Origin of the sequence: Janthinobacterium sp. FT14W, from assembly GCF_009208755.1 — a bacterium.
GTDB classification, from domain to species: domain Bacteria; phylum Pseudomonadota; class Gammaproteobacteria; order Burkholderiales; family Burkholderiaceae_D; genus Janthinobacterium; species Janthinobacterium violaceinigrum.
This window is the reverse complement of sequence record NZ_WFLL01000012.1, coordinates 48,548-60,772: the sequence shown is the minus strand read 5'-3', so window position 1 is coordinate 60,772 and position 12,225 is coordinate 48,548. Positions and strand designations below refer to the sequence as shown.

Annotated in this window: 13 protein-coding genes; 3 read left to right on the top strand and 10 right to left on the bottom strand. The window is 65.1% G+C overall.

Features of this window, described 5'->3' with window-relative positions:
• Positions 1–90: 90 nt before the first annotated feature.
• From GCN74_RS10760 to ybiB, 4 genes are all read right to left on the bottom strand, one after another.
• Positions 91–543, bottom strand: a complete 453-nt coding sequence (locus GCN74_RS10760) for a GatB/YqeY domain-containing protein (protein ID WP_152256678.1) — start codon at positions 541–543, stop codon at positions 91–93.
• Between the two features lie 319 nt (positions 544–862).
• Positions 863–1,075 (bottom strand): 30S ribosomal protein S21, encoded by a 213-nt coding sequence (gene rpsU, locus GCN74_RS10755; protein ID WP_008451879.1) that lies wholly within the window; start codon positions 1,073–1,075, stop codon positions 863–865.
• A gap of 183 nt (positions 1,076–1,258) precedes the next feature.
• The gene (locus tag GCN74_RS10750) at positions 1,259–2,473 is read right to left on the bottom strand and encodes an NAD(P)/FAD-dependent oxidoreductase (RefSeq protein WP_152256677.1); all 1,215 of its coding nucleotides are present in this window, start codon (positions 2,471–2,473) and stop codon (positions 1,259–1,261) included.
• Positions 2,474–2,529: 56 nt separating this feature from the next.
• A complete protein-coding gene (gene ybiB, locus GCN74_RS10745; protein ID WP_152256676.1) occupies positions 2,530–3,522 on the bottom strand; it encodes a DNA-binding protein YbiB in 993 nt (330 codons plus the stop codon).
• A 160-nt stretch (positions 3,523–3,682) separates the two neighbouring features.
• Between ybiB and GCN74_RS10740 the strand changes: the two genes are divergently transcribed.
• Both GCN74_RS10740 and GCN74_RS10735 read left to right on the top strand, forming a co-directional pair.
• A complete protein-coding gene (locus GCN74_RS10740) occupies positions 3,683–4,360 on the top strand; it encodes a hypothetical protein (RefSeq protein WP_152256675.1) in 678 nt (225 codons plus the stop codon).
• A 150-nt stretch (positions 4,361–4,510) separates the two neighbouring features.
• Positions 4,511–5,572 carry a 3-deoxy-7-phosphoheptulonate synthase gene (locus GCN74_RS10735; protein ID WP_099666639.1) on the top strand — a complete coding sequence of 354 codons (1,062 nt, stop codon included), beginning with the start codon at positions 4,511–4,513 and terminating at the stop codon, positions 5,570–5,572.
• Between the two features lie 46 nt (positions 5,573–5,618).
• Here GCN74_RS10735 and GCN74_RS10730 read toward each other — a convergent pair whose 3' ends face one another.
• On the bottom strand, positions 5,619–6,029 hold the full coding sequence (locus tag GCN74_RS10730) for a nitrite reductase (NAD(P)H) small subunit (protein ID WP_152256674.1): 411 nt from the start codon (positions 6,027–6,029) through the stop codon (positions 5,619–5,621).
• Positions 6,030–6,250: 221 nt separating this feature from the next.
• Between GCN74_RS10730 and tsaD the strand changes: the two genes are divergently transcribed.
• The gene (gene tsaD, locus GCN74_RS10725; RefSeq protein ID WP_152256673.1) at positions 6,251–7,291 is read left to right on the top strand and encodes a tRNA (adenosine(37)-N6)-threonylcarbamoyltransferase complex transferase subunit TsaD; all 1,041 of its coding nucleotides are present in this window, start codon (positions 6,251–6,253) and stop codon (positions 7,289–7,291) included.
• 10 nt (positions 7,292–7,301) lie between these two features.
• On the opposite strand, the gene eutC is transcribed toward tsaD, so the two are convergent.
• Genes eutC through GCN74_RS10700 form a run of 5 tightly spaced genes read right to left on the bottom strand, consistent with a single transcriptional unit; the run spans position 7,302 to position 12,185 of the window.
• Positions 7,302–8,075 carry an ethanolamine ammonia-lyase subunit EutC gene (gene eutC / locus GCN74_RS10720; RefSeq protein ID WP_152256672.1) on the bottom strand — a complete coding sequence of 258 codons (774 nt, stop codon included), beginning with the start codon at positions 8,073–8,075 and terminating at the stop codon, positions 7,302–7,304.
• Between the two features lie 9 nt (positions 8,076–8,084).
• Complete coding sequence (locus tag GCN74_RS10715) at positions 8,085–9,473, bottom strand: ethanolamine ammonia-lyase subunit EutB (protein ID WP_152256671.1); 1,389 nt, start codon at positions 9,471–9,473, stop codon at positions 8,085–8,087.
• 44 nt (positions 9,474–9,517) lie between these two features.
• Positions 9,518–10,984 carry a TIGR01777 family oxidoreductase gene (locus GCN74_RS10710; RefSeq protein ID WP_152256670.1) on the bottom strand — a complete coding sequence of 489 codons (1,467 nt, stop codon included), beginning with the start codon at positions 10,982–10,984 and terminating at the stop codon, positions 9,518–9,520.
• Complete coding sequence (locus GCN74_RS10705; RefSeq protein ID WP_193317035.1) at positions 10,981–11,625, bottom strand: DUF4166 domain-containing protein; 645 nt, start codon at positions 11,623–11,625, stop codon at positions 10,981–10,983. Before GCN74_RS10705 ends, GCN74_RS10710 begins: the two co-directional genes overlap by 4 nt.
• Complete coding sequence (locus GCN74_RS10700) at positions 11,622–12,185, bottom strand: GbsR/MarR family transcriptional regulator (RefSeq protein ID WP_152256669.1); 564 nt, start codon at positions 12,183–12,185, stop codon at positions 11,622–11,624. The genes GCN74_RS10705 and GCN74_RS10700 overlap by 4 nt, the downstream gene beginning before the upstream one ends.
• Positions 12,186–12,225 lie beyond the last annotated feature (40 nt).

Below are 12,225 nucleotides of genomic sequence, written 5' to 3'. Positions count from 1 at the left end.
GCACGTGGCCGGAGGTTGAGCCAGGTCAACGTGTGGGCTGTTAACAGGCTGCCAGCGCGACGACTGGCAGCCTTTACTACTATTGTATGCTTACGCTGCCGGCGTCAAGGCTTTCTTGACCAGCGCGGAAACAACGGTCATGTCGGCGCGGCCCGCCAGCTTCGGCTTGACGATGGCCATGACCTTGCCCATGTCTTGCGGACCGGCGGCGCCCGAGGCGGCCACGGCAGCAGCCACTTCGGCCGCCACTTCGTCTTCCGACAAGCCCGCAGGCATGTAGCCGATCAGGTGCACCAGTTCGGCTTTTTCGATGTCGGCCAGGTCGGCACGGCCGCCGGCTTCGAACTGGGTGATCGAATCCTTGCGCTGCTTGATCATCTTTTCCACGATGGCCGTCACGTGGGCATCCGTCAATTCGATGCGCTCGTCGACTTCCTTGCGCTTGATTTCCGCCAGCAACAGGCGAATCGTGCCCAGCTTGCCCGCTTCCTTGGCGCGCATGGCGTTTTTCATGTCTTCGGTAATTTGTTCTTTCAAGCTCATGGCAATCCTCGTGTTGGTAAGTAGGGCTCGATGCTGATGTGCGCAGACCAAGAGTACCTGACATAAGCTCCTGCGCGTCGCGATTTGCGGCCTCCGATGCTCACTGTGCATTCGCACAGCTGCGCTTCTCAGCCGCAACTCACTGCCGCTCGCTACGGTTCTGTCAGGTACTCCAAGCAGGCGGCCACAAAAGCGAAAACCCGCTGCGGCGAACCGGAGCGGGTATGCGACTCATCTGAAGTATCACTCCAGGCGAATCAAAACAAAACCCGTGGCGAACAATGCGCCGAACTACCCGGGTTGGTTCTGACTAACAGTCTTAGAATAATTTTTTCGGCAGTTGTTGGCTGCGGATGCGTTTGTAATGACGCTTGACAGCAGCTGCCAGCTTGCGCTTGCGCTCAGCTGTTGGCTTTTCGTAGAATTCGCGAGCGCGCAATTCGGTCAGCAGACCCGTTTTTTCGATGGTGCGTTTGAAGCGACGCATTGCGACTTCGAACGGCTCGTTTTCTTTAAGGCGAATAGTGGTCATGTAAAATTCAAACCGTTGAGGTGGTGTATAGGAAGAGATAGATAGTAGCAGCTTTTATTCGGAAAGGGAAGCCCCTCCCCCACTTGCGTGCGGCATGCGGCCTGCGATCGCTGCCGGAATGTGGCGTAAACCACGCACCGGGGCCGGCGCACCGGGCGCCAGAACCCCATCCTACAGACTTGCTTACTGCAAGGCAATACCTGCCGCCACGCCGGAAGCCCAGGCCCACTGGAAGTTGTAGCCGCCCAGCCAGCCTGTCACATCGACCGATTCGCCGATGAAATACAGGCCCGGCACCTTATTTGCCATCATGGTCTGCTGCGACAGCTCGCGCGTATCGATGCCGCCGCGCGTCACTTCGGCCTTGCGGTAGCCTTCGGAGCCGTTCGGCACGATGGACCAGGCATTGATGGCCTGCCCCAGCTTGCGCAGCTGGGCGTCGGGCATGTCGGCGATGCGCGCGTCCGGCGCCAGGCCGTTGACGGCCAGCAAGCAGTCCGCCAGGCGCTGCGGCAGCCATTGCGCCACGATATTGCCCAGCTGTTTCTTCAAGGTGCCCTTGCCTTCGATCAAGGTCTGCGCCACGTCCACTTCCGGCAGCAGGTTGATGACGATGGGCGTGCCGGGCAGCCAATAGCTGGAAATTTGCAGAATCGCGGGACCCGACAGGCCGCGGTGCGTGAACAGCAAATCTTCGCGGAAACGCGCGCCCGTTGCCTTGCGGCCTTTCAGGCTGCCCGTCTCCACGTCCACTTCCAAAGCGATGCCGGACAGTTCCGCAAACGGCGCCCAGCTGGCCGGATCGAACGTCAGCGGCACCAGGGCCGGACGGGGCTCGACCATCATCAAATCGAATTGTTTGGCGATGCGGTAGGCGAAATCCGTGGCGCCGATCTTCGGAATCGACAGGCCGCCCGTGGCGATGACGATGCTGGCCGTCTCGATGTCGCCGCTGTCCGTCTGCAGCACGAAGCCGCCATCTGCTTGCTGGGCAACATTGTCGATCTTGCACGGCATGCGCCAATGCACGCCGCCAGCGGCGCACTCGTCCTTGAGCATGTCGATGATCTGCTCAGCCGATTCATTGCAGAATTGCTGGCCCTTGTGCTTTTCGTGGTAGCCGATCCGGTATTTTTTCACCAGCGCGAGGAAATCCTGCGGCGTGTAGCGCGACAGCGCGCTCTTGCAGAAATGCGGGTTTTCCGAGAGGAAATTTTGTGGCGTGGCGTTAATATTGGTGAAATTACACCGTCCACCACCCGAGATGCGGATCTTTTCGGCCAGCTTGGCCGCGTGATCGATCAACACCACGCGCTTGCCTTGCTGGGCGGCAACAGCCGCACACATCATGCCGGCCGCGCCCGCGCCGATCACTGCCACATCAAATTGTTTTGCCATAAGAATTCCGGTCACCGCTGATTACAAAGACGCCATTGTAAACTGCGGCGGCGCGGCTAGCGCGGCCGTGCTGCAATCTGCCGCGACGTCATCAGGCATTGCGCGACCTGCTCGGCGATCGATGGCGGCACGGGCACCTCGCCCCGCAGCACGGCGGCGATCCAGTCGGCCGTGGTGACCGCATCGCGCTCGGCCGGCAAGTGCGGCAATTCGTCCACCAGCAGCTGCTTTTCCACCAGCACCGTGCGTTCGCCGCCGTGAAACCAGTCGATCTGCTGCGCCTTGTTGGCATTGGCCACCGTCTCGCCTTCCGTGCCCCGCATCAGGAACGCGTCGCCGCGCGCTGGCGGCGACGCCGTGAGGAAATATTCGCCGAGCATTTCCAGGTATTCCGGATGCGTGTACGACACCAGCCGCAGGGCGGGACCCGCGAACGGCTGCATGATCTTCACCAGGGTGTGCGTGGAATTGCGCACGCCCAGCACGCGCCGCAGGGACAGCATGTACGCCAGGCGCGGCGCCAGCGCGGCGATGGGCAGGAAGGCGACTTCCCCGCGCGCCATGGCGGCCTCGGCCTGCGCGTGGTCGGGCGAGGCGGGCACGCCCAGCGCGGCCAGCACTTCGGCCGTCGTGATGCGGCCCGGGTCGCTGGTGACGCCATGCACGAGCACGGGCGCGCCCGCGCGCGCCAGCAGCAGCGCCAGCAGAGCCGTCAAATTGGCCATCTTGCGCGCGCCGTTGTAGCTGGGAATGATGATCGGCGCGAACTCGCCGGCTGGCGCGGCCAGCGGGACGAACGACGTTTCGGCCGCGTCGAGGAAGCCGGCGATTTCCTCGACGGACTCGCCTTTGATGCGCATCGACAACAAAATGCCGCCCAGTTCCAGGTCCGACACGCGGCCCTCGAGCATGGCGCGGTACAGGGCGCGGGCGTCGTCGCGCGTCATGCTGCGCGCACCGTTCTTGCCGCGTCCTATTTCCTTGATGAAACGGGCGGCGGGAAATGGCTCGCCGGCCACGTCGGTATGGGGTATGGAAACAGTAGTCATGGCGCCAGCTTACACGGATTTTTCCCCAGGCAGACGGCTTGGCGGCAGCAAAATGCGCCAATGCAACAGTCCGCCAGAAAAATATTTCCTCCCGAAATATGCATCGCGCTGAATCCAGCCATGCCACCGCTGCGTATATCCCTACACAGGAGGACTCATCATGGAACACGCGACCAAACAGGAAAGCGCCTTCGTCGGCATCGAAACGAGCAAGCTGCTGCTCAAGGCCGTGCTGATCTCGGGCGGCGAGGTGCTGTGCAAGGTGCTGGAAAACGACCTGGCCGGCTACCGCTGGCTGCGCAGCTGGCTGCAAAGGAACGACGTGCCCGTCATGGGCTTGCGCGTCTGCATGCGCCTGGACGACCCGTACAGCGAGGTGGCCGCCCGCGTGCTGGCCGACATGGGCATGCTGGTGTGCGATGCCAAGCCGGGTCCGCTGGAAGCGTATGCGCGCGGCTGCGGCCTGCCTGGCGGCGCGGTGCGCGGCGCCGTGGTGCTGGCGCAGTATTGCGCGGCGACACGCCCTGCCCCCTGGACGCCGCCGTCGGCCGCCTACGTGGAACTGTGCCTGTGGCTGCGCCGCCTGCAAGCCGTGCGGCAACTGCGCAAGCAGGAGATGCTGCGCCTGGAAGACCATTTCCATGCGGGACAGATTGCACTGCATCAATTGCTGCGCCAGCAGATCGCCTGCCTGGATGCGCAGATACGCCAGCACGAAACGGCCATCCTCGCGCACGTGCGGCGCCACCCCGGCCTGCCCAGGCCGCCTGAGCTGTCCGACAACTACCAGCGCATCGCCCGCTACACCTTTGGCGCCAGCCTGGCCGGCGGCCATTGAGCAAGCGCTCATGGGAGGCCGGCGGCGTGGCGACCCTGCCATAAAAACAACTCATCCATTCCCGTTTTACCCCCTTCCCCGCCGCCAGGCCGCATTTCCGCTACACTATTGCCTCTTAAAGAACGCAATAGCGAAAGCCTAGCCAGAATCATGAATACGCCAGACATCGAAAATATCAACGTCACCTCCTTCGCGCCCATGCCGACGCCGGCCGAACTGCACGCCAAGCTGCCCCTGTCGGAAAGCGCCTTCGACACCGTCAGCCGCGGCCGCGAAGCGCTGCGCAACATCATCGACCGCAAGGACCAGCGCCTGTTCGTCGTCGTCGGTCCCTGCTCCATCCACGACCCCGTCGCCGGCCTCGATTACGCGCGCCGCCTGAAAGCGCTGCAAGAGGAAGTCAAGGACACGATGCTGCTGGTGATGCGCGTGTATTTCGAAAAACCGCGTACCACCACGGGCTGGAAAGGCTATATCAACGACCCGTACATGGACGACTCGTTCAAGGTCAACGAAGGCATGGAAAAGGCGCGCCAGTTCCTGCTCGATGTGTGCGAACTGGGCCTGCCCACCGCCACCGAGGCGCTGGACCCCATCTCGCCGCAATACCTGGGCGACCTGATCGCCTGGACGGCCATCGGCGCGCGCACCACGGAATCGCAGACGCACCGCGAAATGTCGTCCGGCCTGTCGACGCCCGTCGGCTTCAAGAACGGCACCGATGGCGACATCAGCATCGCCGTCAACGCCATCCTGTCGTCGGCGCACCCGCACTCCTTCCTGGGCATTAACGGCGAAGGCAATGTGGCCATCGTGCGCACGCGCGGAAACGCGTACGGCCACGTGGTGCTGCGCGGCGGCGACGGCCGCCCGAACTACGACTCCGTCTCGATCGCCATCGCCGAACAGGCGCTGGCCAAGGCCAAGCTGCCGGCCAACCTGGTGGTCGACTGCTCGCACGCGAACAGCTACAAGAAGCCGGAACTGCAGCCGCTGGTGATGGCCGACGTGGTCAACCAGATCCGCCAGGGCAACCGTTCGCTGGTGGGCGTGATGATCGAATCGAACATCGTCGGCGGCAACCAGAAGATCCCGCAAGACCTGTCGCAACTGACCTACGGCTGCTCCGTCACCGACGGCTGCATCGACTGGGACACGACGGCCACCATGCTGCGCGATGCGCATGCGCATTTGTTAAACCGCCCGGCATAAGCCGGCTGCGGATACGAAAAACGGTGCCTTGTGCGCCGTTTTTTTCTCACCCTGCCATCTGCACATGCGGCAGCACGGCAAACGATCCCGCCAGCGCCTGTTCGGCCTTGCTGGCCGGGATATTGAGTTCATTGACGTCCAGGTAGATGCGCCCATCGAGGATGCGCACGGCGTACAGGCGCGCCATGCCCTGCACGGGCGCCACCAGGCGGCCCGAATCGAGCTCGATGATCCAGCTGTTCTTGGGGCCCATCAGGTTTTTCTCCATCAGCACCCCGTGCGCCAGCGGGCCGCCCAGGCAAGGCACCGTGTCGAGCAAGGCGTACACCGTGTCATCCAGCGCGCGGAACAGCGCCACGCCCGGCAAGTCCTGCCACGCCAGGCCCCGCTGCACCATGCGCGCGCCGGCCAGCGGCATGTCCTTCAGGCGGCATATCATTTTCCATTGTTCTGGCATCGCGGACTCCTGTGAAAAAGGCACATGCCTGTCTAAGCAAGAGCGGTGCCAGTGCCGCTGCGGGCGGGGAAAGGGCGAAATCAGCGAAAAAACCCGGGCAAAACGGCAGCGTGGCGCACTGCGCGAGTGCACACTGCCGCCGAAATGGTGCGCCCGCCGCACGGTGGACTGCCCGGCTTTCCTTTACAATGGCGGATTACTCCTCCCTATTTAGCACCTTCATGATTGTTCTTGGCGTCGAATCCTCCTGTGACGAAACCGGCCTGGCCTTGTACGACACGCAACGCGGCCTGCTGTCGCACGCCCTCTATTCGCAAGTCGCCATGCACGAGCAATATGGCGGCGTGGTGCCGGAACTGGCGTCGCGCGACCATATCCGCCGCGCCATCCCGCTGCTCGATGAAACCCTGGCCAAGGCCAGCATCACCCTGCCCGAGATCGACGCCATCGCCTACACGCAGGGTCCGGGACTGGCCGGCGCGCTGCTGGTGGGGTCGTCCGTCGCCTGCAGCCTGGGCCTGGCCATCAACAAGCCCGTGCTGGGCATCCACCACCTGGAAGGCCATCTGCTGTCGCCGCTGCTGGCGTCCGAGCCGCCGGAATTCCCCTTCATCGCGCTGCTGGTATCGGGCGGCCACACGCAGCTGATGCGCGTCGATGGCGTGGGCCAGTACACGATGCTGGGCGAAACCCTGGACGATGCGGCCGGCGAGGCATTCGACAAGTCGGCCAAGCTGCTGGGACTGGGCTATCCGGGCGGCCCCGCCATTTCGCGCCTGGCCGAATTCGGCGATCCGCTCGCCTACAAGCTGCCGCGCCCCATGCTGCACTCGAAGGATTTCAACTTCAGCTTTTCGGGGCTGAAGACGGCCGTGCTGACGGTGGTGAAGAACCATGAAGAAAAAGTCATCGCCAATATCTGCGAGCAGGACAAGGCGAACATCGCGCGCGGCTTCGTCGACGCCATCGTCGACGTGCTGACGGCCAAATGCGTGTCGGCCCTCAAGCACACGGGCTTGAAACGCCTGGTGATCGCCGGCGGCGTGGGCGCCAACGCGCAATTGCGCGCCTCGCTCAACGCGGCGGCCGCCAAGAAGCGCTTCAAAGTGTATTACCCGGAGCTGGAATTCTGTACCGATAACGGCGCCATGATCGCCTTTGCCGGCGCCATGCGCCTGCAGATCAACCCGCAGGCGGCCAAGCACGATTACTCGTTCAATGTGCGCCCGCGCTGGCCGCTGGACGACATCCGCGAAGTCTGATCCCCGCCGCTCACGCCAGCAGGAAATTGCGCGTGCCCGCCAGGGCCGCGCCCTCTTCCACCGTTTCATCCTTCAAGTCCACGCCCGACAACTGCCGCCGGAACGCCTGCGCCAGCAGGTAGTGCAGCCGGTACGCGGCCGGCGCATACGCCAGGCCTTGCGGGCGCACGTTCGAGATGCAGTTGCGGCGCTCGTCCAGCAAGCCCACTGTCGGCGCCCACGTCAGGTACAGGCCCAGGCTGTCGGGGGAACTCAGGCCCGGCCGCTCGCCGATCAGCACCAGCACGGCGCGCGCCTTCAGCAACGCCCCCACCTCGTCGCCCACCGCCACCCGCCCCTGCGCCACGATGTGCAGCGGCGACAGCGTCCACGCTTCCAGCGCCAGCCGTGCGCGCAAGGCGGCCAGGAAGGGCGCCGCGTGGCGCTGCACGGCCAGCGCCGACAGGCCGTCGGCCGCCACCAGCGCCAGATCCACGCCCGTTACACCAACGGCCAGCCGCGCACGCGAAGCGTCGTCGAGGCGGCGCCCCAGGTCGGGCCGCTGCAGGTAGACGGCGCGCGTGGCGGCGGCGCTGTGCAGCTGCACGCTGGCCAGCCCCTGTTCCGCCAGCGCCCGCGCCAGGGCCTCGCCATCGAGCGCCAGGTGCACGGCGTCGCGCGCCTGCGCGTGGGCCAGCTGGAAGGCCAGCTGTGCGCGGGTGGGCACGCTCACGCCACGGCGCCCGAGCGCGATGCGCGCCGCCGTATGCGCGCGCAGCGCCTGCCACGGCTTGTTCTCGTCCATGCATCCTCCCTAGTCGTCCAGGCGCAGCAGGGCCGCCTGGAAGGCGGGCGCCAGCGCCGTGCGCAACAGGCCCTGCGCATCCGTGATCTGCATGCGCGCCAGCCAGGCCTCGAATTCGGGCGCAGGACGCAGGCCCAGCACGCGGCGCGCATACAGGGCGTCGTGGAACGAGGTGCTCTGGTAGCCGAGCATGATGTCGTCCGCGCCCGGCACGCCCATGATGAAATTGCAGCCGGCCACGCCCAGCATGGTCAGCAAGGCGTCCATGTCGTCCTGGTCCGCTTCCGCGTGGTTGGTGTAGCACACGTCGCAGCCCATGGGCAGTCCCAGCAGCTTGGCGCAGAAATGGTCTTCCAGCCCCGCGCGCAGGATCTGCTTGCCGTCGTACAGGTACTCGGGGCCAATGAAACCCACCACGGAATTGACCAGCAGCGGCTGGAATGCGCGCGCCACCGCATACGCGCGCGCCTCGCACGTCTGCTGGTCCATGCCGTGGTGGGCGCCCGCCGACAGCGCGCTGCCCTGGCCCGTCTCGAAATACATGACATTGCGGCCCACCGTGCCGCGCCCCAGCGACAGGGCCGCCGCCCGCCCCTCGGCCAGCAGGGACAAATCGATGCCGAAGCTGCGGTTGGCCGCCTGCGTGCCCGCCACCGACTGGAACACCAGGTCGACGGGCGCGCCGCGGCGTATCGCTTCGAGCGTATTGCTGATGTGCGTGAGCACGCACGACTGCGTGGGAATCTGATATTGATCAATGACGGCGTCGAGCAGCTGCAGCAGCGCCACCACCTGCGCCACATTGTCGGTGGCGGGATTGATGCCGATCACGGCGTCGCCGCTGCCCAGCAGCAGGCCATCGAGCACGGACGCGGCAATGCCCGTGGCGTCATCGGTGGGATGGTTCGGCTGCAGCCGCGTGGACAAGCGCCCCGCCAGGCCCAGGGTGTTGCGGAAGGCCGTGACAACCTGGCACTTGCGGGCCACCAGCACCAGGTCCTGCAAGCGCATGATTTTTGAGACGGCCGCCGCCATCTCGGGCGTGATGCCGGCGGCCACCCGCGACAGCGTTTGCGTATCCGCCGCGTCGTCGAGCAGCCAGTCCCGGAAATCGCCCACGCACAGGTGGGAAAGGGGCGCAAACGCGGCACGGTCATGCGAATCGATGATCAGGCGCGTGACTTCATCGTCTTCATACGGCACCAGCGCCTCATTGAGGAAGGCCGGCAGCGGCACGTCCGCCAGCGCCAGCTGCGCCGCCACCCGCTCCCGCGCGCCGGCGGCCGCCACGCCTGCCAGCACATCGCCCGAACGCAGCGGCGCGGCTTTCGCCAGCAGTTCCTTCAGGCTGGCGAAAGCATAGGTATGGCTGTCTATCGTATGGCTGAAGCGGGGCATAGATTGAACTCCGGTGCATCTCCAATGCCCCATTCTACGCCAGGCTACAGGCTGCGCAACGCGCCTTCCACGGTGGGATAGCGGAAGACAAAGCCGTCTTCCACCAGCCGGCGCGGGGCGACCCGCTGGCCTTCCACCAGCAAGTCGGCCTGCTCGCCCAGCAAGGCGCGCATCAGCCACGCCGGCGTGGGCATGAAGGCGGGCCGGTGCAGCACGGCGCCCGCCACCTGGGCGAAGCGGCGCTGCTCGATGGCGTCCGGGGCGCAGAAGTTATATGCGCCGCTCACCGCGTGGTCTTCGCTGCGGCGCGCCAGGTGGGCAATGCCGCGGATGACGTCGCGCACATGCACCCACGTGACCCACTGCCTGCCGCTGCCCAGCGGGCCGCCCACGCCGAAGCGTATCGGCAGCAGCATCTGCGGCAGCGAACCCTGGTGGCCGAAGACGAGGCCAAAGCGCATACAGCCCACCTGCACGCCGTGCTGCAGCGCCTGGCGCGCGGCCGCTTCCCATTCCTGGCACAGCTGCGACATGAAGATGGCTTGCGGCGCGCTGTCCTCATCGAGCTGCGTGGCGTCGCCCTGCGGCTGCACGCCGTAGTAGCCGATGGCCGACGCCGACAGCAGCACCCTCGGCTTGTGCTGCGCGCGGGCGATCCACGCCACCAGGTCCTGCGTCAGCGCCACCCGGCTGCGGCGCAGGGCCGCCCTGCGCGCTGGCGTCCAGCGGCGTCCGACGATGCGCGCGCCGGCCAGGTTGACCACCATGTCGATGCGCTGCGCGTCCGACAACTCGTCCAGCGCCGCGATGCAGCGCACCTGGCCGTCGAAGGTCCAAGCGGCCTGTTTCGGCTGGCGCGTCAGCACCGTCACCGCGTGGCCGTCGGCCAGCAAGGCGGCCACCAGTTGCTGGCCGATGAAACCCGTGGCGCCCGTCACCAGCACGGACTGCGGCGTGCCGGCAAACTGCAGGTGTTCTGCCGCTTTTTCTTCCGTCTCCTGCACCGAGCGCCGTCCCAGCTGCCACACGGCATACGCGTCGCGCAGGCCGGACAGGCCCACGCCCACGCCGCACAGGGCGAGAAAGACGCTGAGCCAGCCATACGGCTGCCACACGAGGGCCGTCGGCAGGCTGGCCCACTCGCTGCTGTTCAGGGCCAAGAGCGCGATGAAGGCGCCCGCGTTAATCGCCAGCACCGTGTGCGTGACCCGCTCCGTGGCGGGCAGCAGGCGGGTCTGGTCTTCCACCACGAAATCCCACAAGGTCAGCACGATTTCCACGCCAAACACGATGACCAGCACCCAGGCCCAGGCGCCATGCCACTCCCAGGCGGCCAGGCCCACGAACAGCAGGCTGTAGATCAGGGCGCGCGTCGCATGGATCGTCAATTCGAGGCGCGCCGACGCCTTTTGCGGCAGCGCCTCCGTGATTTCATGGTGGTAGATGGTGTCGAAGGCGCCCAGGCAGCCTTGCGCCGCCATCAGTTGCAGGGCCAGCAGATGCGTATTCATGGTGTCTCCTTGTGACTTGCCGGCGCCGCGCTTTCGCGGAACACGCCGACTTGCGTAAACGTGGTGCCGAACAGCGCATGGCGGATCTCGATGCGGATGTTGAACTGCTGCGGCGTGTCATTGCGGTGGCACAGATAGGTCTTGCCGGGCGTGAGCACGCCGGGCAGCGGCATCCGCCAGCCGAAAATATCCCAGAAATAGCCGTCGCTGGTGAAGTGCAGGTTGCCCTCTTCGACATGCAGTAGCAGCTTCATGCCCAGGCCCATGCCCACGTATTCGAGCACTTCGCCTTTTGCGCTTTCCGCCATGTAGGAGGTGAAGCGGATCGGCGCGCGACCGTGCAGGCGGTAGGTGCGCTGCTTGTAGATGAAGGGACAATCGGGGCGCGAATAGACTTCGATATCGACGGGGAAATCGTGATCGTCATGCGGAATCAGGGCGCCATCGATGAAGGGGCGCGTGAGCCAGCCCAGCACCTTGCCCAGGCGCGAGCTGGAAAGTTCGGTGAGTTCGCCCCGGTAGTACAGGGGCTGGCCCGGCGCGGGATTTTTCTCGAAGCGGCGGCGGATGTCCGGGTGCAGGGTGAGCCACTGCGCCCCCATCACCTTCCGGAACAGCTCTCCTTCGGACGGCCCGTTCATGACTTGCCCGGCTTTTTCGGTTTGCCCGGCTTGTCGTCCGGGCTGAGGAACTTGGCCACCTTGCCGCCCATCGACAGCATGCGCTGCAGGGTCGCCGGCGGCAGGTTTTTATAGTCGCTGTAGGTGCTGCTCAGCATTTCCAGGAAGGCCAGCACTTCGCCCATGCGCGCCAGCGTTTCTGGCGGTATGGCCGCATCCTGTTCGCCCTCGATCGCGCACTCGCGCAGCACCGTCAGGGTCGGATCGATCTCGCGCCGCTTGCGCTCTTCCATGATGACCCTGAAGATTTCCCACACATCCTGCAAGGCGACGAAGTGGTCGCGCCGGTCCTTCAACACGTGCGTGATGCGGACCAGGCCCCAGCTTTGCAACTCTTTCAGGCTGTTGCTGACATTCGAGCGGGCCACGTTCAGGCTGGCCGCGATGTCTTCCGCCGTCAAGGGTTCGTTGGCCAGAAACAGCAGCGCGTGGATCTGCGCCACCGTGCGGTTGACGCCCCAGCGGGTGCCCATTTCGCCCCAGTGGAGGATGTATTTTTGCGTGGTCGGACTCAGTTCCATGGCTTTCTCTTATTTCTGTCGTTACAGAAATGTAAGACGG